This window comes from Pseudoxanthomonas winnipegensis (assembly GCF_030322905.1).
Lineage (GTDB): Bacteria > Pseudomonadota > Gammaproteobacteria > Xanthomonadales > Xanthomonadaceae > Pseudoxanthomonas_A > Pseudoxanthomonas_A winnipegensis.
This window is the reverse complement of sequence record NZ_CP095475.1, coordinates 1,508,108-1,531,593: the sequence shown is the minus strand read 5'-3', so window position 1 is coordinate 1,531,593 and position 23,486 is coordinate 1,508,108. Positions and strand designations below refer to the sequence as shown.

Sequence of the window (23,486 nt, the reverse complement as noted above, 5' to 3'; positions counted from 1 at the left end):
ACGCATCGCGCGCGTCGGCGCGCCCTCCTCAAGACGGGGGCAGCCTGGGCGCCGATGGGCCGCACATTGTCGCCCATGGCACTGTTGCGACGCAAAAGCGGCGCTTTTGGCGCCGGGCTCCTATACTCGGGTTCGTTCCATCCAGTGGAAGGATTCGTCCAACTTGAGTAACGGGCCCGCCAAGACGCCGACCCTGCCACTGGCCTCGGTTCCGCGGCGCGAGCTGTATTCGCTGGCCCTATACCGGGTCCTGGAGGCCGGCATTCTGGCCGGCATCCTGTTCAGCCCACTCTCGGACATCCTGGGCAGCGGCGACGTCCGCTCACCCTGGCTGGCCACCTGCGCCACGGTGTTCTATCTCGTGTTCTCAGTGGCGATGCTGGTCTTCGGCCGCAACGAGAAACACCTGTTGCCGACCGTGATCGTCGGGGTCTGTGTCGACATCGCGGTGGCCTGCGTGGTGACCTCCACCCTGCCCGAGGCCGCACCCGGCGTGGCCATGCTGCTGCTGTTCAACGTGGCTGCCGCCTGCGCGCTGCTGCCGTTGCGCTGGGGCATCGGCGTGGCCGTGGCCGCGACGGCGGCGCACTTCTCGCAATACCTGGTGGCCACGTTCGCGCTGAACGCGCCAGCGCGGCCGGTGGCGGAAGTCGTGATGTTCTGCGTCAGCTATCTCGCCGTGGGCCTACTTTCGGTCCAGGTCGGCCTGCGCGCGCGGCGCAGCCAGCAGTTGGCGGACGAACGGGGGGCCGAGGTCGCCAACCTGGTGGAGGTCAACGAACTGATCATCCGCCGCATGCGCACCGGCGTGCTGGTGGTCGACGGCGGCGGGCGCATCCGCCTGTCCAACGAAGCGGCGACGGCCCTGCTCGGCGCGGTCGCAGAGGTGCCCGAGGCCAGCGAGGGCAACCTGCTGCAGAACGTGTCCCCGGAGCTGGCCCGGCGCATGCAGCGCTGGCGCAACGGCTGGCAGCAGGACGAGACACCGCTGGCGCTCTCGCCCGACCAGCCGGACATCCAGCCGCGCTTCGCCCGCCTGCTGGCCGGCAGTGACCTCTCGCTGGTGTTCCTGGACGACGCCACGGTGGTCTCGCGCCGGGCCGAATCGCTGACCCTGGCCGCGCTGGGACGCTTCTCGGCCAGCCTGGCCCACGAGATCCGCAATCCCCTGGCCGCCATCAACTACGCCGTGCAGCTGCTGGAAGAATCGCGTGAGTTCAACGCCAGCGATCGCCACCTGCTGGGCATCATCCATCAGCAGTGCCAGCGCACCAATGGCATCGTCGAGAGCGTGCTGGGCCTGGCCCGGCGCGAGCGCGCCATCCCCGAGCACACCGACCTCAACCTCTTCGCCCGCCAGTTCGTCGACGAGTACCAGCAGTCGATGTCGATCGAGACCGACAGCCTGGAAGCGGTTACCGGCAGGCATCAGGTCACCGCCCTGGTCGATCCGCGCCACCTGCACCAGGTCTGCACGGTGCTGGTCCACAACGCCTTCAACTACGGCCGCCTGCCAGGCGAGCCGGCGCGCGTGCGCCTGCGCGTGTTCCAGCTCGACAAACGCGCCATGATCGACGTGCTCGATCGCGGGCCCGGCATCCCGCCCTCGGTTGCGGCGCAGCTGTTCCGGCCGTTCTTCACCACCTCCGAGCACGGCACCGGGCTGGGCCTGTATATCGCCCAGGAGCTGTGCCGGGCCAACCAGGCGACGCTGGACTATGTCTCGGTACCCGGAGGCGGCAGCTGTTTCCGCATCGCCATGCCCGGGCCCAACGCCCTGCTGACGAACTGACGCGTGCGGGGTTGCGCCGATTCCGCGGCGCGCCCCTCGCTCGCCGGCCCGTTCAGCCGGTAGACTGGCGGCGAACCACGCGAGACCACGATGAGCGACCCCCGAAGCGCCCTGATCGTCGATGACGAACGCGATATCCGCGAACTGCTGACCCTCACCCTGGGCCGCATGGGCATCCGCATCGACACCGCCGCCAACCTGGGCGAGGCGCGCGCGCTGCTGGCCCGCAATGCCTACGACCTGTGCTTCACCGACATGCGCCTGCCCGACGGCAACGGCATCGAGCTGGTGGGCGAGATCTCGCGACAGTTCCCCAAGACGCCGGTGGCGATGATCACCGCGTTCGGCAATGTCGAACTGGCGGTGGAAGCGCTCAAGGCAGGCGCCTTCGATTTCGTCAGCAAGCCGGTGGACATCAACGTCCTGCGCGGCCTGGTCAAGCACGCGCTGGAACTCAACAATGTCGAACGCCCCTCGCCGGCGCCCGCGCCGGCCCAGCACGCCATGCGCCTGCTGGGCGAGTCGTCGGCCATGCGCGAGCTGCGCGACACCATCGCCAAGGTCGCCCGCAGCCAGGCGCCGGTCTACATCCTAGGAGAATCGGGCGTTGGCAAGGAGCTGGTAGCCCGTACGATTCATGAGCAGGGCGCGCGCTCGTCCGGCCCCTTCGTGCCGGTCAACTGCGGCGCGATCCCCGCAGAGCTGATGGAAAGCGAGTTCTTCGGCCACAAGAAAGGCAGCTTCACCGGCGCGCACGCCGACAAGCAGGGCCTGTTCCAGGCGGCCAGCGGGGGCACCCTGTTCCTGGACGAGGTGGCCGAACTCCCGCTGCCCATGCAGGTCAAGCTGCTGCGTGCCATCCAGGAGAAGGCCGTGCGCCCGGTCGGCGCCTCGGGAGAGATCCAGGTCGACGTGCGTATCCTGTCGGCCACCCACAAGGACCTGGGCGAACTGGCCCACGACGGCCGCTTCCGCCACGACCTGTACTACCGCATCAACGTCATCGAACTGCGCGTACCCCCGCTGCGCGAACGCACCGGCGACCTGCCGCAGCTGACCGGCGCCATCCTCAACCGGCTGGCAGGCAGCCAGGGACGCCCGGCCCCGCGCCTGACCCCAGCCGCGGCGGATGCGCTGTCGCAGTACGCCTTCCCTGGCAACGTCCGTGAGCTGGAGAACATCCTGGAGCGCGCCATGGCCATGGCCGACGAGGACGCCATCGATGCCAGCGATCTGCGCCTGCCGCAGGGTGAGCGCCGATCTGCCGCGGCGCAGCCTCCCGCACAGTCCCCGCCGCCCCAGGACTACGACCCGTTCCGTTCCGCACCCACGCCCCAGTTCGGCCAAGGCCTGCCGTCGCAAGCCGGCGCCTCGTCCGCACCAACGGCCAATGAAGCCGAAGGCCCGCTCCCCTCCTACATCGAGCAGATGGAGCGCGCCGCCATTCACAAGGCCCTGGAGGACAACCGCTGGAATAAGACCAAGGCTGCGGCCCAGCTCGGCATCACCTTCCGCGCCCTGCGCTACAAGCTCAAGAAGCTCGGCATCGAGTGAGGTTGGATCTGCACACCTCCCCGGGCGATCTGAAAGTGAGACTTGATGTGCGACTTGAACTGAGACTTCGTCCAGCTTCTTCGCGCAAATCTTTCCCCAACGACCGGTAGCTGACGCGATGCGTCACTTTTTGACGCAACAAGGCAGAAGCGGATCGATAGGTGCCTGCGAGACTGCCCCAACCACGGGTGACTCGCCCGCGGCAGGGCCGCAAGGCAATGGCAACGTTGGCACGCTTCGTGCTGTGTACCATCCGCACGTGGGTATCCACGGCGCCCACGGTCCGCGACATACCAGGGACACGGGGAGACAGTGTCCCTCAACCAGTTCCACCACCCTTCGAAGGAATTGCTCATGAAGAAGAACATGCAGGGCGGCTTCACCCTCATCGAACTGATGATCGTGGTCGCCATCATCGCCATCCTGGCCGCCATCGCGCTGCCGGCGTATCAGGACTATGTCGTGCGCTCACGCGTCTCTGAAGCCATGGTTTTGGCGGATGGCCTGAAGGTCACTGTTGCCGAGAATGCCGCCCAAGGCGCGGCGGACCTGGGCACCGGGGCAACTTTGACCACGTCAGCCGACAAATCCCCTAACGTGACCAGCACCGCTGTCGACGCCAAAACCGGCGCCATTACCGTCACGACGACCTCCAAGGCCGGCAACGGCACTGTTGTCTTGACGCCGAACGCAGGTGGCGCCGCGCTTGTGGCTGGTACTCCGCCGAACGGCACGATCGTGTGGACCTGCACTGGTACGGTCAAGCAGAAGTACCTGCCGAGTAGCTGTAAGGGAGCGTGATCCCAACGTACTGAGCTTGACCGAAGAGCCTCCACAGATTGGAGGCTCTTTTTTTTTTGGGAAGTGCGGATCCGCGCCTGGTCCGATACCTTAATTAAATTTTTCTCCCTGACGTGTTCCATCCACCAGTCTTGCGTGAACGTCTCTCCGCAAGGCTCGAAACGAGCTAATCTATCGTCAAACAGCTAAAGAATCATTGCGCATGAACGCAATTGCATCCCCCAACCTCGTCGGCATCACTGGAATCGCCCGTCGCCTCGTGATGGATGGCGCGCTTGAAGAAGGCGCAGCGCGCACCGCAATGGCTGAAGCATCTCGAGCCAAGATTCCATTGGCGCAGTGGATACAAGAGATGAAGCTTGTAAGCCCTGCACAGCTCGCTGCCGCGAACGCTATCGAGTTTGGCATCCCGTTGATTGATGCATCAGCGTTCGATCCTGCCCAGAACGCCCTGAAACTAGTCAGCGAGGAACTGCTTCAGAAGCATCAAATCCTTCCTATGTTCAAGCGTGGCAACAAGCTGTATGTCGGCGTCTCCGACCCGACGCGAATGCAAGGGTTGGACGAAATCAAGTTCCATACGAACCTCGTCGTCGAACCAATCCTAGTCGCTGATGACCAGCTACGACGGACTCTGGAGGCCTGGAGTAATGCCTCGGACTCGCTCGCCGGCATGGGCGGCGACGACGAGGATTTCGGCAGCCTGGACACCGCGGCTGGCGATGAAGAAAGCGGCGACACGGGTATCGATGCCAAGGGAGAAGACACACCTGTCGTCAAGTTTGTCAATAAAATGCTGGTCGATGCCATCCGCAAAGGAGCTTCCGACATCCATTTCGAGCCTTATGAGACAGACTATCGCGTGCGCCTTCGCATCGATGGCATCCTTAAGACCGTCGCACGAGCGCCGCAGAAGCTTAACCAGCGCATCGCCGCGCGCCTGAAGGTCATGTCGCAGCTGGACATCGCCGAGAAGCGCGTTCCGCAGGACGGACGCATCAAGCTCAACCTGTCAAAGACACGTCAGATCGACTTCCGCGTCAGCACCCTGCCGACGCTGTTCGGCGAGAAGATCGTGCTGCGCATCCTAGATGGCAGCGCCGCCAAGCTGGGCATCGACAAGCTGGGTTACGAGGAGGACCAGCAGAAGCTGTTCCTGGATGCCATCCACAAGCCCTACGGCATGGTGCTGGTGACCGGCCCGACCGGCTCAGGCAAGACCGTGTCGCTGTACACCGCGCTGGGCATCCTCAACGACGATACCCGCAATATCTCCACAGCCGAGGATCCGGTCGAAATACGCCTTCCCGGCGTCAACCAGGTCCAGCAGAACAACAAGCGTGGCATGACTTTCGCCGCCGCCCTGCGCTCGTTCTTGCGACAGGATCCGGACATCATCATGGTCGGCGAAATCCGCGATCTGGAGACGGCCGAGATCGCCGTCAAGGCGGCGCAGACGGGCCATATGGTGCTCTCGACCCTGCACACCAACGATGCACCGCAAACCATCGCGCGACTGATGAACATGGGCATCGCGCCCTACAACATCACCAGTTCGGTTACCTTGGTCATTGCTCAGCGCCTGGCGCGCCGCCTGTGCACGCGCTGCAAGCGGCCCGCCACCATCCCAGCCAAGGCGTTGCTGGCCGAGGGGTTCAGCCAAGCCGAATTGGACGAGGGATTCAGCGTCTTCGAGGCCGTGGGTTGCGACGAGTGTACCGAGGGCTACAAAGGGCGAGTAGGCATCTACCAGGTCATGCCGATGACCGACGAGATCGCCACGATAATCCTGGAGGGCGGCGGCGCGATACAGATTGCGGAGGCAGCACAGCGCTCTGGCATCCGTGACCTGCGCCAGTCGGCACTATGGAAGGTCAAGCAGGGGCTGACTAGCCTAGCCGAGATCAACCGGGTGACCAAGGACTAAGCAAGTCCATTCAGAAGCCCGGGGACACTGGACAAATGCCCAGTAGAATCTCGCACTTGCACGTTGTTTTGCCAGCAGAACCCGCTACCATGCGGGTCGAGCTACCCGGCATGGGGATGCCGGCAACTGGGGAACGCACATGGCCGTAAGCCGTTCAGCCGCCAAGAAGTCCATACCGGTCGCGCGCGACACCAAGCAGTTGGTTACCTTCGTTTGGCAAGGGACCGACAAGCGCGGCGTCAAGATGAAAGGCGAGCAGGAGGCACGCAATGCCAATCTTTTGCGCGCGGAACTGCGCGGAAAGGGCATTACTCCCTCCGTCCTCAAACCCAAGCCCAAACCGCTGTTCGGTGCTGCCGGAAAGCCGATCAAGCAAGGCGATATTGCTTTTTTCAGTCGCCAGATGGCAACCATGATGAAGTCGGGTGTGCCGATCATCACGTCGCTGGAGATCATCGGCGGGGGACACAAGAACCCCCGCATGAAGAAGATGATCGAGGGGATCAGGGCGGATATCGAAGGCGGCTCCTCACTGTCTGAGGCAATTAGTAAGTTCCCGGTCCAATTCGACGAGCTGTATCGAAACCTTGTGCGCGCCGGCGAGGGCGCGGGTGTTCTTGAAACCGTGCTTGACACGATTGCGACTTACAAAGAAAACCTTGAGTCTTTGAAAGGCAAGATTAAGAAGGCGCTGTTCTATCCCGCAATGACTATTGCGGTTGCATTGATTGTCAGCGCGATCCTGCTGATTTTTGTAGTTCCTCAGTTTGAGGCTGTTTTTGCGGGATTTGGAGCAGACCTTCCTGCATTCACCAAACTAATCGTTGCTGCATCGAGAGTAGCGACTGCTTATTGGTGGTTGGCGCTGTTAATTGGAGGTGGCGGTGCTTTTGCGTTCATCTTTGCTCTGAAGCGCTCATTGCCAATGCAACACGCACTTGATCGTGCGCTACTGAGGGTTCCCGTTATCGGACAGATCCTCAACAACAGTGCCATCGCACGCTTTGCGCGTACGCTGGCCGTGACCTTCAAGGCCGGCGTTCCGCTGGTTGAGGCACTGGATACAGTCGCGGGTGCCACGGGTAGCACCGTTTATGAGAAAGCGGTTTTCCGCATCCGCGATGACGTAGCGGTCGGTTATCCGGTCAACATGGCAATGAAGCAGACCAACCTGTTTCCGCATATGGTGATCCAGATGACCGCAATCGGTGAGGAGGCAGGTGCGCTGGACACGATGCTGTTCAAGGTAGCTGAGTACTACGAGCAGGAAGTGAACAATGCAGTCGATGCGCTGAGCAGTCTGATCGAGCCAGCCATCATGGTGATTCTGGGTGTGCTTGTCGGCGGCATGGTCATCGGCATGTATCTGCCGATCTTCAAGCTTGGCGAAGTGGTCGGCTGATCCATGGCGTTTCTCGATCAACACCCCGAGCTGGGGTATCCGGTGGTGGGCGCGCTCGGCCTGATGGTCGGCAGCTTCCTCAATGTGGTGATCCTGCGGCTGCCGCGGCGCCTGGAGTGGCAGTGGCGGCGCGATGCCACCGAGATCCTGGAGCAGCCGGATCTGTACGACCCGCCGCCGCCCGGGATCGTGGTCGAGCCTTCGCATTGCCCGCACTGCAAGCACAAGCTGGCCTGGTTCGAGAACATTCCGCTGTTCAGCTGGCTGGCGCTGCGCGGCAAGTGCCGGTACTGCCATACGCCGATTTCGGTGCAGTATCCGGCGGTCGAGCTGCTGGTCGGACTGCTGGCGGTGCTCTGCGTGTGGCGCTTCGGTTTCGGCTGGCAGGGCTTTGGCGCGGCAGTGTTGAGTTGTTTCCTGGTGGCGCTGTCGGGGATCGATCTGCGCACGCGGCTGTTGCCCGATACCTTGACGCTGCCACTGATGTGGCTGGGGCTGGTCGCCAGCCTGGAGCATCTCTATCTGCCGCCCAAGCCCGCGTTGCTGGGGGCGATGGCGGGCTATGTGTCGCTCTGGTCGGTGTGGTGGCTGTTCAAGCAGCTCACCGGCAAGGAAGGCATGGGCCACGGCGACTTCAAGCTGTTGGCCGCGATCGGCGCATGGGTCGGGTTGCGCGGGATCCTGCCGGTGATCCTGTTCTCCTCGCTGATCGGCGCGGTGGTGGGTGCGGCGTGGCTGGCCACGAAGGGGCGCGATCGCTCGACGCAGATCCCGTTCGGGCCTTATCTGGCCGTGGCCGGATGGGTGGTGTTCTTCTGGGGCGACCAGATCATCGACGGATATCTGCGGCTGTCGGGGCTGCGGTGACGCGGGGCCGATTCGACCCTTGATGATGAAACGCCGGCTCGAAGCCGGCGTTTTTCGTTAGGTGCGCTCAAGTGAGTGGGGAGCCCAGGGAGAGCCGCTGGATCCCCGCCTGCGCGGAGATGACGAGCTCACTTTCTGCGCCCCCGGCCGCATACCGCGCAAAGGCCATCCTCAACGGCAACACAAGGTTCCGCCTCAGCGCAGATCCGCCGACCTTCAACGCCGCAGGCTCGCCCCCTACCCCTTCCACTTCCCCAACGCCGCCAGCCCGTTCTCCTTCGCACGCTCCAGCACGATCGCCTGTGCCTTGGTGAAGTTGCCGACCGGATCCTTGGCCCAGTGAGCCAGCGCGGCCTGCTGCATGGCGCGGCCGTAAGAGAAACTCAAAGGCCATGGCAGGTTGCCGAGGCGGTTCATCGCATCCAGGTGCGCGGTGGCGTCCGCGTCGGACTGGCCGCCGGAGAGGAAGACGATGCCCGGCAGGATCGCCGGCACGGTGCTCTTGAGGCACATCACGGTCGACTCGGCGACTTCCTCGATGTCGGCCCGCTCCTCGCAGTCCTGGCCCGGCACGACCATCGAGGCCTTGAGCAGCGTGCCCTCCAGCAGCACGCCCTGATCGTGCAGCGCGCCGAACAGCGAGCGCAGCATCGCCTCGGTGACCTCGTAGCAGACCTGGATGTCGTGGTCGCCGTCCATCAGCACTTCCGGCTCGACGATGGCGACCAGGCCCTGCTCCTGGCACAGCGCCGCGTAGCGGGCCAGGGCGTGGGCGTTGACCTCGATGCAGGTGCCGGAGGGGATGTCCTCGCCGATGGTGATCACCGCGCGCCACTTGGCGAAGCGCGCGCCCAGGGCGTAGTAGGCCTTGAGCCGGTCGCGCAGTCCGTCCAGACCCTCGGTCACCCGTTCGCCCGGGCAGCCGGCCAGGGGCGAGGTGCCCTTGTCGACCTTGATGCCGGGGATGAGGCCGTGGCTGGCCATGTACTTGGGGAACGGCGTGCCGTCCTCGGTGCTCTGGCGCAGGGTCTCCTCGAACAGGATCGCGCCGGAGATGTGATCGCTCAGCCGGGGCGTGGTCAGCAGCAGCTCGCGGTAGCGGCGGCGATGCGCCTCGGTGTTCTCGATGCCGACCGCGGCGAAGCGCTTGCCGATGGTGGCCGTGGATTCGTCGATGGCGATGATGCCCTTGCCGGGGGCGACCAGCGCCTGCGCGGTTTCGGCGAGCGATTCGATGCTCATTGGAGCTCCTGGAGAACGCACTGCGAGGGGGCCGCAGTATAGCGGCGCCCCCTCACAGCCCAGGTGCGCTTTAAAGCTCGCCCAGTCCGCTGGCGCGCCCGTCTTCGCCCACTTCCAGCAGGCGCAGGGTGTTGGTGGCGCCGTGGGTCTCCATGTGCTCGCCGCTGGTGAACACCACGCGGTCGCCCGGACCCAGCGCACCGGCCTTGACCAGCATCTGGATGCTGGCGCGCGCGGCCTCGCGCGGGACCATGCCGCGGCTGTCGAAGGCAATGGGATGGACGCCGCGCATCAGGGCCATGCGCCGGCGCGCGCCGCCATGGCGCGAGAACGCATAGACCGGCACGGTGGAGCGGAAGCGCGACAGGAAGCCCGCGGTGCCGCCGGATTCGCTCAAGGCCACCACGCCGCCCAGCTTGATGTGCTCGGACAGGAACATCGTGGCCATCGCGATGGCATGGTCGGCGCGCTGCAGGTTGCGCTGGGCCGCCTCGAAGTCTGTATCCATCGAGAACGAGCGCTCGGCACCGACGCAGATGCGCGCCATCGCCTCGACCGCGCGCACCGGATAGGTGCCGGCGGCGGTCTCGGCCGAGAGCATCACCGCATCGGTGCCGTCGATGACCGCGTTGGCCACGTCCATGACCTCGGCGCGGGTGGGCAGCGGGCTCTCGACCATCGACTGCAGCATCTGGGTGGCGGTGATGACGACCTTGTTCTGCTCGATCGACTCGCGAATGATCTGCTTCTGCAGGCCAGGCAGCTCGGCATCGCCGATTTCCACGCCCAGGTCGCCGCGCGCGACCATCACCACGTCGCTGGCGCCGACGATCTCCTTCAGGTTCTCGATAGCCTCGGTGCGCTCGATCTTGGACACCAGGAAGGCGTCGCTGCCGTGCTTGCGCGCCAGGCTGCGCGCCTCCTCCATGTCGGCCGCGTTGCGGCAGAAGGAGACGGCGATGAAGTCCACGCCGATGTCGGCGACGATGGCAATCAGCTCGCGGTCGCGGTCGCTCAGCGCGCCCAGCGACAGCCCGCCGCCCTGCTTGTTCAGGCCCTTGCGGTCGGACAGCACGCCGTCGTTGAGCACCTGGGTGACGATGCGCTCGCCTTCCACGGCGGTGACGCGCAGCTGCATCATGCCGTCGTCCAGCAGCAGCACATCGCCCGGCGCCACGTCGCCCGGCAGGTCGAGGTAGCTCACGCCGACCTGGGTCTCATCGCCGGCCGGCACGCCTTCGCGCGCGATCAGGTCGAAGCGCGCGCCGGTCTTCAGCTGCACCTTGCCCTGGGCGAAGCGCTCGATGCGGATCTTGGGACCAGGCAGGTCGGCCAGGATGCCCACTTCCAGGCCGAGCTTGTTGGCGGCGCTGCGCACGGCCTCGGCGCGATCGCGCTGGGCCGACGGGTCGCCATGGGAAAAGTTGAGCCGCACCACGTTCACGCCGGCGCGCATCAGGTCCTCCAGCACGCCAGGCGGGTCGGTGGCAGGGCCGAGGGTGGCCAGGATCTTGGTGCGGCGGGCGTTGGATTTGGTCATGGCGAAGGTCTCCGTCTTGCCGTAAACGCTACCACAGGACTGGTGGTGGTCCGCTTCTGCGCTGCAGCATGGAACAAGGCGGCAGCGCTCCACAGCGGCCATCTCCAGGCAACCCTTTGATGCAAAAGGGTCTTGGCGCCGGGGACCTCATGAAGCGAATGATTGAAATGGCTTTGTAATGGTATTCAACTGCGCGGCAGCGTCACCCCTAGCGCACCGGCCAGCGCGGACGGCGTCTCGACCACCTGCCCAGCGCCTGCGGCAAGCAGTTCTTCGCGATCGCCGAAGCCCCACAGCACGCCGATGCTGCGCATGGCGTGCGCCGCGGCGCCCTCGATGTCCATGCGGCGGTCGCCGATCATCACGCAGTCGGATGCCGGGACCCGCAGCCGCGTCAGCGCTTCGGTGATCAGGTCGCGCTTGAAGCGGCGGGCCCCGTCGTCGCTGGCGCCGACGATTTCCTCGAACGCCGGGCCGAACGGCAGTGCGCTCAGGATGCGCCGCGCCGCGCGTTCGTTCTTCGAGGTCACCACCGCCAGCCGATGGCCGGCCTGCGCCAGCGCCTCGATCAGCTCAGGTACGCCGGGGTATACCGTCAGCTCGGTCCAGCCCAGCGTGTCGTAACGCTGCCGATAGAGCGCCAGCGCGCGTGCCACCAAGTCCTCGTCGCCGAACGCGGCCTGGAAGCTGTCGCGCATCGGCGGCCCGATCCACGCGCGCAGCGCCTCGCGCGATGGCGTCGGCCGCTGCAGGGAGGCGAACACATGCGCGATGCCGTTGACGATGCCGGGCTCGGAATCGATCAGCGTGCCATCCAGGTCGAAGAACAGGGTGGGAAGCGGAGTCATGCGGATACCTCGAATAAGAAGCGAAAAGGCCCGGCTTTTCAGGGCCGGGCCTCTGAAGTGACAGCGGCGCGCTGATCAGCTGCCGCGCGCTTCCAGCGCCGCGACCGCCGGCAGGGTCTTGCCTTCCAGGAACTCCAGGAAGGCGCCGCCGCCGGTGGAGATGTAGGACACGTCCTTGGCGATGCCGTATTTGTCCACGGCCGCCAGCGTGTCGCCGCCGCCGGCGATGGAAAACGCCGACGAGGCGGCGATCGCGCGCGCCAGGGTCTCGGTGCCCTTGCCGAAGGCGTCGAACTCGAACACGCCGACCGGGCCGTTCCACACCACCGTGCCGGCCTTGGCGATCAGTGCGGCGTAGGCCTGTGCGGTATCCGGGCCGATGTCCAGGATCAGGTCATCGGCTTCGACCGCATCGACGCGCTTCACCGTCGCGGGGGCGTCGGGCAGGAATTGCTTGGCCACCACCACATCGGTGGGCAACGGGATCTCGGCGCCGCGCGCCTTGGCGTCGGCGACGATCTGCTGGGCGGTGCCGATCAGGTCCGGCTCGCACAGCGACTTGCCGACGCTGTAGCCGGCCGCGGCGATGAAGGTGTTGGCGATGCCGCCGCCGACGATCAGCTGGTCGACCTTGCCGACCAGGTTGGACAGCAGCTCGAGCTTGGTCGAGACCTTGCTGCCGGCGACGATGGCCAGCAGCGGCTTGGCCGGGTTGTCCAGTGCCTTGCCCAGGGCGTCCAGCTCGGCCATCAGCAGCGGGCCGCCGGCGGCGACGGGCGCGTACTTGATCACGCCGTGGGTGGAGGCCTGGGCGCGGTGCGCGGTGCCGAAGGCATCCATGACGAACACGTCGCACAGCGCGGCGTACTTCTTCGACAGCGTCTCGTCGTCCTTGGCCTCGCCCACGTTCATGCGGCAGTTCTCCAGCAGCACGATCTGGCCGGGCTTGACGTCCACGCCGTCGACCCAGTCGCGCACCAGCTCGACCTTGGTGCCCAGCAGGGCGGTCAGGCGCTCGGCCACCGGCGCTAGCGAATCCTCCTCGCTCCAGGTGCCCTCCTTCGGCCGGCCCAGGTGCGAGGTGACCATCACCGCGGCGCCCTGCTCCAGCGCGGCCTTGAGGGTCGGCACCGAGGCGGTGATGCGCTGTTCGGAGGTGATCTGGCCGTTCTCGATCGGCACGTTGAGATCCTGACGGATCAGCACGCGCTTGCCGGACAGGTCGAGGTCGCTCATGCGGACGATGGTCATGCTTGGGTCCTGTGCAGGGGAAAGATCAGACGCCCATTGTCCGCGCTGCGTGGGGGTGCGGCAAACCTGCAGCGGCGTTGGGAGGTGCGTTGCGGGACGTGTCAGGCCTTGTGCATCGCTTCCCGAGCCGGTCACTGGCCACCTTTTTGCCCATGGGCTCTTTCTTCATCGACGCATCTCAGCGCCTTGGCTGCCCGGCTTCGGAAGGGCAGCGGGCCGGCGGGCGGCGGCCGCTTTTCCCCTCGGTCAGGGCATCCTGCCCTGACTCGGGCGCTCGGCATCCTGCCTCGCTAGGCGCGGCCACCGCCCGCCGGCCCGCTGCCTCGAGCGTCAGGTCACAGGGCTTCGGTTTGCGGGCGCTCGGACCCTTCCTCGCGCACAACGCGATCAGTGACGGGAAGGTATCGACTTGAGGCCCTCCCTTGCGCACAGCGCAGGGGAGGGATGGGGAGGGGTCGGGGCTTTACCGGGCAAGCCACCGAAGCGAAGAGCAAAAGCACCCCACCCCCTCAGTCGCTAGTTCGCGACTTCGAGCTCCCCTTCGCCTGCAGCGAAAAGGGAGGGGGCAGAGCGCTTGCTCGATACCTTCGAGTTGTAAGAAGTCCTGATCTATTCGCTGCAACGCCTCGACCCTGGCGGCCGCGCGAAGAGCGGGCCAGGGCTGGCCCGCGGCGGCGAGTCCGCCATAGATAGCGTACAGAGCCGAGGAGCCACCCAGCCGGTCGAGGCTGCTTGGCGAAATCCCTTCGCCGACCTCGCTCACGTCACTCCCGGGTTGACTCACCGCACTGCGGAGACGATCCCAACGAAAAACCCCGCGCTTTCGGCGCGGGGTCTGAGCGCAAGCGGATGCAGGGCCCACCTCACTCCATGTCGAACGAAGTCACCACGCCGCCCTGGATCTGGATGGTGAGCCGCGAGGCGCCATCGGCGCCGGCCGACGCATCGGCGTCGGTGCCCGCGCGTGCGGACAGACGATCGGCCGCGTTGGCGCTGCGCTGGGCGCGATAGCTGTTGGAGGCCACTTCGCCACCGACGTTCTTGCCGGTCAGGTCGGAAACATCGCCCAGCACGCCACGCAGTGAGCCCACCATCTTGCCGAAGCCCGAGCCGGCCGAAGCCGCGGGCTTCTTGGCCGCGCCCTTGATGTAGACGTAGGTCTCGGAGGCGCCGCCGGACGAGCTCAGCTTGGCCTTCTTTGAAGTCGGCTCGCCGAAGCTTTCCAGCACCTGGGCCTTGGTCGTCTTGCCGGCCACCAGGTGGCCCTGCACGTAATCGATGTCGAAGATGTCGGCCGTCTGCGCCCATGCACCCGGCGCCATCAGCACGGCGGCCACTGCAATCAGGCCGCTTCCAAACCATTGCTTGATCTTCATGAAACACTTACCCCTTAAGTGAAATTCGCTTCCCTGCCCACGGCACGGGCCGTTGGACGATCCGCGGGTGATTGATAGCACGACACTCGGCTCGAAAAAAGAGACCCGCACCCCTGCTCGCGCTCCCCCCGAGCTCCATCGTCCCCTCCGCCGAGCGGACCTACCCGTTTCCCGTGACCGCATCAAGACAAAGGGCGCCCGAAAGGCGCCCTTTGTCCTGAATCGCGCGGCTTACTTGCCCGCGACGACCTTGACCATTTCCAGGCACTTGTTGGAGTAGCCCCATTCGTTGTCGTACCAGGACACCAGCTTGACGAAGGTGGAGTCCAGAGCGATGCCGGCCTCGGCATCGAACACCGAGGTCCGGGTCTCGCCGCGGAAGTCGGTGGCCACGACCTTGTCCTCGGTGTAGCCCAGCACGCCCTTCAGCGCGCCCTCGCTCTGGGCCTTCATCTCGGCGCAGATCTCGGCATAGGTGGCCGGCTTTTCCAGCTCGCAGGTCAGGTCCACCACCGACACGTCGGAGGTCGGCACGCGGAAGCTCATGCCGGTCAGCTTCTTGTTGAGCTCCGGGATCACCACGCCCACGGCCTTGGCCGCGCCGGTGGACGAGGGAATGATGTTCTCCAGGATGCCGCGGCCGCCGCGCCAGTCCTTGTTGGACGGGCCGTCGACGGTCTTCTGCGTGGCGGTGGCGGCGTGCACGGTGGTCATCAGGCCGCGCTTGATGCCCCACTTGTCGTTGATGACCTTGGCCAGCGGCGCCAGGCAGTTGGTGGTGCAAGAGGCGTTGGAGATGATGGCCTGACCGGCGTAGGTCTTGTCGTTGACGCCAAAGACAAACATCGGCGTGTCGTCCTTGGACGGCGCGGACAGGATGACCTTCTTGGCACCGGCGTCCAGGTGCTTCTGCGCGCCTTCCTTGGTCAGGAAGATGCCGGTGGATTCGATGACCACCTCGGCGCCCACCTCGTCCCACTTCAGCGCGGCCGGGTCGCGCTCGGCGGTCAGGCGGATCTTCTTGCCGTTGACGATCAGCGTGGTGCCCTCGACCGAGATGGTGCCCTCAAAGCGCCCGTGCACCGAGTCGTACTGCAGCATGTAGGCCAGGTAGTCGGGTTCGAGCAGGTCGTTGATGGCGACGATCTCGATCTCGCCCTCGAAATTCTGCACGGCCGAACGCAGCACATTGCGGCCGATGCGGCCGAAGCCGTTGATGCCTACCTTGATGCTCATTGCTGGAGGACTCCTGTAAGCGGCACGCGGGTGCGCGACGCGGCGGTGAAGGGGTCCGCATTCTAGCAGCGCGCCCCGTTGCCGCCGGGTCGTGGCAGGCGCGGGGCTGAATCCGGCGGCGATCCCAGGACGACAGCCGCCCGCCGTGCGCCTTGATCCGGATCAAGGCGGGCGCCCGGGCCCGGTTGGAGCATGTGCGCCACACACATCGGAGCCTCATCGTCATGCGCAAGTCCCTCCTCACCTGCCTGCTCGCCCTGGCCCTGGGCGGCGTCTGCCTCCAGGCCGCTGCCCAGTCGCGCGGCGATTTCACCGTCGGCGTCGGCATCCACCAGGTCAATCCGAAGTCGGACAACGGCAAGCTGGCCGGCGGTACGCTGCCGGTCAGCGTGGACAGCAGCACCCGCCCCAGCGTCACCGGCGAGTACTTCGTGGCCGACAACCTGGGCCTCGAGGCGCTGGCCGCCTGGCCGTTCCAGCACGACATCAACATCAAGGGCCTGGGCAAGGTCGGCACCACCAAGCAGCTGCCGCCGGTGGTGTCGCTGCAGTACCACTTCAACAGCGCCGGCAAGGTGTCGCCGTTCGTGGGCCTGGGCGTGAACTACACCAAGTTCTTCAGCACCGACGCCAAGGGCGCCCTGGCCGGCAGCGATCTGGACCTGGGCGACTCCTGGGGCCTGGCCGCGCACGCCGGCCTGGACTTCGCGCTGAGCGCGCGCAGCGCCCTGCGCGTGGACGTGCGCTGGGCCGACATCGACACCAAGGTCAAGCTCAACGGGGCCAAGCTGGGCACGGCCAACATCGATCCGATGGTCTACGGCGCCGCCTGGGTCTACCGCTTCTGAGCCAGCGCGCGCTGCGCGCATGCCGGCAACGGACGTGCGCGGCGCGTGCCGGATGGGGACCGGCCAGGGAGGCCGGGTGTGTCGCCGCCACGGAGGGCGGTTCAGGCGCGTCGCCGCGCGGAGGTGACATCGAGCCGGCGCGCAAGCGCGGGTATCATCCCGGCCCTCGTGCTTCGAAAGCCGGATGCTGCGTGTTGAAGATTCCGTTCGTGCGGCCGCTGGCCGCGCTGCTGTCCCTGAGCCTGTTGGCTTGCCCCGTGTCCGCCCTGGCCTGGGGCCGCACCGGCCATCGGCTGGTGGCCGAGCTGGCCGAGCCCGACCTCACCGCACAGACGCGCGCGCAGATCGACGCCCTGCTGGCACTGGAGCCCGGCGCGACACTGCCCGGCATCGCCAGCTGGCCCGACGAACTGCGCGAGTCCGACCCCGACCTGGGCAAGCGCACCGCCGCCTGGCATTACGTCGACCTGGGCGAGGACGACTGCCATTACGACCCGCCGCGCGACTGCCGCAACGGCGACTGCACGATCGCCGCGCTCACCGCGCAGACCAAGCTGCTGGCCGACCGCAGCGCACCGGCCGCCGCCCGCCTGCAGGCGCTGAAGTTCGTCGTGCATCTGGTCGGCGATGCCCACCAGCCGCTGCACGCCGGCTTCGCCCGCGACAAGGGCGGCAACACCGTGCAGATCAACGTGGACGGCCAGGGCAGCAATCTGCATTCGCTTTGGGACAGCGGGCTGCTGCGCCATACCGGCCTGGACGAGGACGCGCTGCTGGCGCAGATCCGCGCCCTGCCCCGGCCCGCGCCCGGCGCCGGCACCGGCTTCCCGCCGGACGCGACCTCGTGGGCCGAGGCGTCCTGCCGCATCGTCCGCTCGCCCGGGTTCTACCCGGCCCGGGCGAAGCTGGACCCGGCCTACTTCGCCACCTGGACGCCGGTGGCCGAGCAGCAGCTGCGTCTGGCCGGCGTGCGCCTGGCGGCTGTGCTGAACGCGGCGCTGGAGCAGGCACAGGGCGGCTGACGAAGCCACTCAAAGCAACAGCAACAGCCAACCCCTCCCCAACCCTCCCCTGCGCTGCGCGCAAGGGAGGGGGCGGCCCTGGTGAGGTCTTGATGCTGGCTGCGAGCCCCCCAGTCCCTGGCCCCGAATCCCGATTCCCGATTCCCGATTCCCGATTCCCGATTCCCGATTCCCGATTCCCGATTCCCGATTCCCGATTCCCGGATCCCCGATCCCCGATCCCCGATCCCCGATCCCCGATCCCCGATCCCCGAATCCCGAATCCCGAATCCCGAATCCCGAATCCCGATCATCGTGCGCGCCGACGGCAGCTGCCCCCGCGCCATGAATTCACGGCCGCAGCTACCGACGCAGCTGCCACAAGCTCGCCATCCCCAGCCGCCCCAGGCCCGCCTGGACGGCCTGCTAAAATTGCCGGCCCTGCCGCGTCCCCCGCCCGCGGCGCAACGCGTCCCCGAACACGGAGTTTCCATGTCTGCTGACCTGCTCAAGGCCCTGGGCCTTGGCCCGACCAATCCCGGCACCTATCTCGGCAACGGCCAGTGGTCCAGCACCACCGATGCCGGGGTGCTGGAGTCGGTCAACCCGACCACCCATGCCGTCATCGCCACGGTGCATGCCAGCAGCCAGTCCGACTACGACACGGTCATCGAACGCGCGCAGGCGGCGTTCAAGACCTGGCGCACCACGCCGGCGCCGCGTCGCGGCGAGGCCGTGCGCCTGTGCGGCGAGGCGCTGCGCAAGCACAAGGATCTGCTCGGCTCGCTGGTGGCGCTGGAGATGGGCAAGTCCAAGCCCGAGGGCGATGGCGAAGTGCAGGAGATGATCGACATCGCCGACTTCGCGGTGGGCCAGAGCCGCATGCTCTACGGCTACACCATGCATTCGGAGCGCCCGGGCCACCGCATGTACGAGCAGTACCACCCGATCGGCCTGGTCGGCATCATCAGCGCGTTCAACTTCCCGGTCGCGGTGTGGGCGTGGAATGCGTTCCTGGCCGCCATCTGCGGCGACATCTGCATCTGGAAGCCGTCCAACAAGACCCCGCTGACCGCGCTGGCCACGCAGAAGATCTGCAACGACGCGCTCAAGGACGCCGGCTTCCCCGACCTGTTCTTCCTGATCAACGATGCCGGCATCGAACTGTCCCAGCAGCTGGTGGACGACAAGCGCGTGCCGCTGATCAGCTTCACCGGCTCGACCGAGGTCGGCCGCATCGTCGGCGAGCGCGTGGCGCGGCGCCTGGGCCGCAGCCTGCTGGAGCTGGGCGGCAACAACGCAATCATCCTGGACGAGACCGCCGACCTGAAGCTGGCCGTGCCGGGCATCGTGTTCGGCGCGGTGGGCACCGCAGGCCAGCGCTGCACCACCACCCGCCGCCTGATCGTGCACGCCTCGATCTACGACACCGTGCTGGCCACGCTGGTCAAGGCCTACAAGCAGGTCGAAGGCAAGATCGGCGATCCGCTGGATGCGGCCAATCTGATGGGCCCGCTCAACAGCAAGGCCGCGGTCGATGCCTTCCTGAAGTCCGTCGAGCAGGCCAAGGCCGCCGGCGGCACGGTGGAAACCGGCGGCAAAGCGCTGGAGCGCGAAGGCAACTTCGTCCTGCCGACCATCATCTCCGGCCTCAAGAACACCGACGCCATCGTCCAGCACGAGACCTTCGCCCCGATCCTGTACGTGATGAAGTACGAGACGCTGGAGGAGGCCATCGACATGCAGAACGGCGTGCCGCAGGGCCTGTCCTCGTCGATCTTCACCAACAGCCTGAAGGCGGCCGAGAAGTTCCTCTCCGCGGCCGGCAGCGACTGCGGCATCGCCAACGTCAACATCGGCACCTCCGGTGCGGAGATCGGCGGCGCGTTCGGCGGCGAGAAGGACACCGGCGGCGGGCGCGAGTCCGGCTCGGATGCGTGGAAGGCCTACATGCGCCGCCAGACCAACACGATCAACTACTCCGATTCGCTGCCGCTGGCGCAGGGCATCAAGTTCGATCTTTAAAGGGTCCGAACGGCACGGACCGGCCTTGGGGCCGATCCGTGCCTGACCTTGCCGTCGTCGCCGCACGCTCGGAGACGGCGTAACTCAGGCCGCGCTCACCTAGGCGAGCGCGTCCAAAACTTCCAGCTCCAGCGCCGCACCCCGCAAGCCTGGCGCGCTGGCCTGCAGCCGCAGGCGGCCCGGCCCACGCGCGCTCTGCACGATCGCCTGGCACAGCCCGTTGAAGGCGCGGCGCCGATCGGCCTTGTCGGCCTCGTGGCTGGCCGGGTCGCCGTTGCCGACGCCGATCAGCGCCCCCGCCCCACTCACCTGGAAGCGGACCTCGTCGCCGGCGGTCGGCACCTGCCGGCCCTGCGCGTCCACGATGGCCACTTCGATCATGCCCACGTCCTGGCCGTCGGCCAGCAGGCTGGCGCGCGCGCAGCGCAACGCGATGGCGGCCGGCGCGCCGGTGGTCTCGCGCCGCTGCACCAGCACCTGCTCGCCGCCGCGATAGCCGCGCGCCTCGATCGCGCCCGGCGCGTAGCGCACGCGCCACTCCACGTGGCCGTAGCGCGGCACGCGACGCCGGCCCTGGCTGACGCCGTTGACCCACAGCTCGACCTCGTCCAGGTTGCTGTGCACCCACACATCCACCATGCCGTTGGCCAAGGCCGGCAGCGCGTCCCAGTTCCAGTGCGGGAACAGGTGCAGCACCGGCGCCTGCGTCCACTGCGCGCGGTAGTACCAGGCGTTGTCCTTGGGGAAGCCGCAGCTGTCGAGCACGCCGAACTGCGAGGCCACGTTGGGCCAGCGGTTGTACGGCGTGGGCTCGCCGCGATAGTCGAACCCGGTCCAGACGAAGCCGCCGGCGATCCACGGCCGCTCGGCCACGAACGCCCACCACGACTCGGACGTGGATGCCCACCACGGGTGGTCGACGTCGTAGGCGCGCGTATAGCCGCGGGCGTCGTCGACGAAATAGTTGCCGCGCACCGACACGGTGCTGGCGGTCTCGCTGCCGTACACCGGACGCTGCGGCTCGCGCGCGTGGAAGGCGTCCATCTGGTTGGTGCGGTAGTTGAAGCCGACCACGTCCACCACCTGCCCCACGCCCTTGCCGAAGCCCTTGTCCATGGCGAAGGTGGTCGGCCGGGTCGGATCGAGCCGGCGCACCAGCGCCTGCATCGTGCCGACGATGCGCGCGCCGCGCGCGGTGACCATCTGCGGCTCTTCGTTGCCCAGCGACCAGGCGATCACGCTGGGCCGGTTGCGGTCGCGCAGCAGCAGGCGCTGCAGTTCGCGCATCGCCTCAGGGTCGGAGGACATGCGCCGGGTCTCGGCGATCACCAGCATGCCCAGGCGGTCGCACAGGTCCATGAGCGCCGGGCTGGCCGGGTTGTGCGCCATGCGCCAGGCGTTGCATCCCAGCGCCTTGAGCTGCTGCAGGCGCCAGGCGTGCAAGGCGTCTGGGATGGCGGTGCCCACGCCGGCATGATCCTGGTGGTTGCAGGTGCCCTTGAGCTTGTACGGCGCGCCATTGAGCAGGAAGCCGCGCTGGGCGTCGAAGGCGATGCTGCGCACGCCGAACGCGACCTGGACTGCGTCGCGTGCGACACCGTCCACACGCAGCTCGGCCAGCAGCCGGTACAGGACCGGGTTTTCGGGCGACCACAGCTGCGGTGCGTCGAAGGCCAGCGCGTGTTGCACCGTGGTCTCATCGCCGGGCGCCACCTGCGGTGCCGGCAGCTGCGCCTTGGCCACCACGCGCCCGTCGTCGTCCAGGACCTGCAGCACCAGCACGCAGGCCTCGGCCTGGTCGCCCGCGTTGTGCAGCGTCGCCTCTACAGCGCAGGCGGCCTGCCCAGCGCGGGGTGTGGCCCGCACCACGAGCCCGCCGGCAGGAATGTGCAGCGGATCGGTCCTGCGCAGCCAGACATGGCGGTAGATCCCGGCGCCTTCGTAGAACCAGCCCTCGCCCAGGGTGGCGTCCACGCGTACCGCGATCACATTGCGAGCGCCGTAGTCGACCACATCGGTGATGTCCACCTCGAAGCCGATATAGCCGCTGGCGTTGGTGCCGACGATATGGCCGTTGCAGAACACGATGCAGTCGCGGAACACCCCGTCGAATTCCAGCACCAGGCGCCGGCCCGCATCGCTGGCGGGAATGTCCAGCTCACGCCGGTACCAGCCGATGCTGGTCTCGGGATGCTCGCGGCCCACGGGGCGATAGCCGTGCGCGGCGGCCGGATCGTCCACGTCGGCGGGCGGATGGGGATTGGGCACGAAAGGCAGTTCCACCGCCCAGTCGTGCGGCAGCGACAGCGCGCGCCAGCCCGCATCGTCGTAAGCGATCAGCGCCGCATCGGCGGTGTCCTTGCCGGCCTTGGCGTAGGTGCGCTGGTAGGTGCCGAAGTTGAAGTCGCGCGCCGGATCGTCGGCGTGGCCGAAGGCGAAGCGCCAGCCAGCATCCAGGCGGTCGCGCTGACGCGCACCAGGCGTTGGACGCCCGGCCGACGCCCGCGGCAATGCGAGTGCCGATGGCGCCTGCACGACGGCCGCGTCACCGGCGGCGCTCGCCGTCGCCGCCGCACGGCCCGCCGGCACCGTAACCGCCACGCCGCCGGCCATCAGCGCGCGCAGCAATTCGCGGCGGCTCACCTCGCTCATCGCGGCAGGCGGTAGTCGTGGCGCATGAAGTCGATGCCCGGCAGCAGCGCGTTGCCGTGCCGGAAATCGAAGAACGTGGCGTTCTCCCAGGACGAACCGGTACCCCAGCGCGTCTTGCAGCGGCTGGTGGTCCACTCCGGCGCCCAATAGACCACGCCGCTGCCGTCGTTGTCGGCCACCAGTTGGGTCAGGTCGGTGAGGTAGCGCAGCTGCCCATCGGGCGTGGCCGGATAGCCCGGAATCAGCGAGTCCTCGCCGAGCAGGTTGTGCGATTCATCGCCCGCCTCCAGCGTCCACGGGTAGGCCGTCTCCACCACCACCACGTCCCTGTCCGGATAGGTCTTGCGCAGGCGTGCGATGGTCTGGCCCAGCTGCGCCATCGTCTGCGTGGACCACTTGCGGTAGTAGCTGATGCCGATCAGGTCGAAGCCGCGCACCCCGGCGCGGTCGGCCGCCGCGAACCACGGCTCCACGTTCTCCGGCTGGGCGATATGCAGCATCACCCGCGGCTGGATCCTGGAGTGGGCGCCGGCATCGTGGACCGCGCGGATGCCGGCTTTGAACAGGGCCGCGTTACGCGTCCAGTCGATGCGGTCCTTCCGCTTGTCCCAGACCCTGGAGCTCATCAGCTCGGGATTGGTCTCGTTGCCGACCTGGACCAGCTCGGGCATCAGCCCCTCGCGGTCCAGCGCCATCAGCGTGTCGTAGGTGAAGTTGTAGAGCGTGCGCGCCAGGTCGTCGGTGTCGGCGACATCGGCCCAGGCCTTGGGGATGTACTGCTTGTCGCCGTCGGCCCAGTCGTCGGAGTAGTGCAGGTCCAGCAGCACCTGCATGCCCTGGGCGCGGGCCCGGCGCACGGTCTTCTTGACGTCGGACAGGTCGCTGTAGCGCGTCCAGCGCGCGTCGTTCCACAGCCGCACGCGCACCAGGTTGGCGCCATGGGCGCGGAAGATCGAGAACACGTCCTCGACCTTGCCGCCGTCGCGGTACTGCACGCCGCAGTCCTCCATCTCGTTGGCGAAGGACAGGTCCGCCCCCAGGTAGAACGGCCGCGCGCGCTCCTCGGCGCCGGCCGGCAGCGCGAAGAGCACCGCCGCCAGCATCGCCGCGCGCAGCCAGCCTTT

The 23,486-nt window shown here is 66.9% G+C and carries 16 protein-coding genes and 1 pseudogene; 9 read left to right on the top strand and 8 right to left on the bottom strand.

What is annotated here, in order from left to right:
• The first annotated feature begins 163 nt into the window (after positions 1-163).
• From MWN52_RS06795 to MWN52_RS06770, 6 genes are all read left to right on the top strand, one after another.
• The gene (locus tag MWN52_RS06795) at positions 164-1,792 is read left to right on the top strand and encodes a sensor histidine kinase (protein ID WP_286577172.1); all 1,629 of its coding nucleotides are present in this window, start codon (positions 164-166) and stop codon (positions 1,790-1,792) included.
• Positions 1,793-1,882: 90 nt separating this feature from the next.
• The gene (locus MWN52_RS06790) at positions 1,883-3,346 is read left to right on the top strand and encodes a sigma-54-dependent transcriptional regulator (RefSeq protein WP_286577171.1); all 1,464 of its coding nucleotides are present in this window, start codon (positions 1,883-1,885) and stop codon (positions 3,344-3,346) included.
• Positions 3,347-3,700: 354 nt separating this feature from the next.
• On the top strand, positions 3,701-4,147 hold the full coding sequence (locus MWN52_RS06785; RefSeq protein WP_286577169.1) for a pilin: 447 nt from the start codon (positions 3,701-3,703) through the stop codon (positions 4,145-4,147).
• A gap of 202 nt (positions 4,148-4,349) precedes the next feature.
• On the top strand, positions 4,350-6,074 hold the full coding sequence (gene pilB / locus MWN52_RS06780) for a type IV-A pilus assembly ATPase PilB (RefSeq protein ID WP_286577168.1): 1,725 nt from the start codon (positions 4,350-4,352) through the stop codon (positions 6,072-6,074).
• Positions 6,075-6,213: 139 nt separating this feature from the next.
• On the top strand, positions 6,214-7,476 hold the full coding sequence (locus MWN52_RS06775; RefSeq protein WP_286577167.1) for a type II secretion system F family protein: 1,263 nt from the start codon (positions 6,214-6,216) through the stop codon (positions 7,474-7,476).
• Positions 7,477-7,479: 3 nt separating this feature from the next.
• Positions 7,480-8,343, top strand: coding sequence for a prepilin peptidase (locus tag MWN52_RS06770; RefSeq protein WP_130523577.1), 864 nt, complete (start codon positions 7,480-7,482; stop codon positions 8,341-8,343).
• A gap of 237 nt (positions 8,344-8,580) precedes the next feature.
• Here the strand turns inward: MWN52_RS06770 and MWN52_RS06765 are convergent, their stop codons facing one another.
• The 6 genes from MWN52_RS06765 to gap form a co-directional block, all read right to left on the bottom strand.
• Positions 8,581-9,585, bottom strand: coding sequence for a class I fructose-bisphosphate aldolase (locus MWN52_RS06765; RefSeq protein WP_286577165.1), 1,005 nt, complete (start codon positions 9,583-9,585; stop codon positions 8,581-8,583).
• A 70-nt stretch (positions 9,586-9,655) separates the two neighbouring features.
• The gene (gene pyk / locus MWN52_RS06760; RefSeq protein ID WP_286577164.1) at positions 9,656-11,125 is read right to left on the bottom strand and encodes a pyruvate kinase; all 1,470 of its coding nucleotides are present in this window, start codon (positions 11,123-11,125) and stop codon (positions 9,656-9,658) included.
• Between the two features lie 185 nt (positions 11,126-11,310).
• Complete coding sequence (locus MWN52_RS06755; RefSeq protein ID WP_286577163.1) at positions 11,311-11,973, bottom strand: HAD-IA family hydrolase; 663 nt, start codon at positions 11,971-11,973, stop codon at positions 11,311-11,313.
• Positions 11,974-12,048: 75 nt separating this feature from the next.
• Complete coding sequence (locus MWN52_RS06750) at positions 12,049-13,224, bottom strand: phosphoglycerate kinase (protein ID WP_286577161.1); 1,176 nt, start codon at positions 13,222-13,224, stop codon at positions 12,049-12,051.
• 863 nt (positions 13,225-14,087) lie between these two features.
• The gene (locus tag MWN52_RS06745; RefSeq protein ID WP_130520191.1) at positions 14,088-14,600 is read right to left on the bottom strand and encodes a hypothetical protein; all 513 of its coding nucleotides are present in this window, start codon (positions 14,598-14,600) and stop codon (positions 14,088-14,090) included.
• A gap of 231 nt (positions 14,601-14,831) precedes the next feature.
• Positions 14,832-15,836 (bottom strand): type I glyceraldehyde-3-phosphate dehydrogenase, encoded by a 1,005-nt coding sequence (gap, locus tag MWN52_RS06740; RefSeq protein ID WP_130520189.1) that lies wholly within the window; start codon positions 15,834-15,836, stop codon positions 14,832-14,834.
• A gap of 224 nt (positions 15,837-16,060) precedes the next feature.
• Here gap and MWN52_RS06735 point away from each other — a divergent pair, with 224 nt between their 5' ends.
• The 3 genes from MWN52_RS06735 to amaB all read left to right on the top strand — a co-directional run bounded on the left by MWN52_RS06735 (position 16,061) and on the right by amaB (position 19,710).
• Positions 16,061-16,684, top strand: coding sequence for an OmpW/AlkL family protein (locus MWN52_RS06735; RefSeq protein ID WP_286577158.1), 624 nt, complete (start codon positions 16,061-16,063; stop codon positions 16,682-16,684).
• A gap of 194 nt (positions 16,685-16,878) precedes the next feature.
• Positions 16,879-17,706, top strand: coding sequence for a S1/P1 nuclease (locus MWN52_RS06730; RefSeq protein WP_286577698.1), 828 nt, complete (start codon positions 16,879-16,881; stop codon positions 17,704-17,706).
• A 471-nt stretch (positions 17,707-18,177) separates the two neighbouring features.
• Positions 18,178-19,710, top strand: coding sequence for an L-piperidine-6-carboxylate dehydrogenase (gene amaB / locus MWN52_RS06725; protein ID WP_286577156.1), 1,533 nt, complete (start codon positions 18,178-18,180; stop codon positions 19,708-19,710).
• Between the two features lie 99 nt (positions 19,711-19,809).
• On the opposite strand, the gene galA is transcribed toward amaB, so the two are convergent.
• Entirely contained in the window at positions 19,810-22,362 is a 2,553-nt protein-coding gene (galA, locus tag MWN52_RS06720; protein ID WP_286577155.1) for a beta-galactosidase GalA, read from the bottom strand.
• Between the two features lie 11 nt (positions 22,363-22,373).
• Positions 22,374-23,465: pseudogene (locus tag MWN52_RS06715) on the bottom strand (glycoside hydrolase family 53 protein); the annotation flags it as partial.
• Positions 23,466-23,486 lie beyond the last annotated feature (21 nt).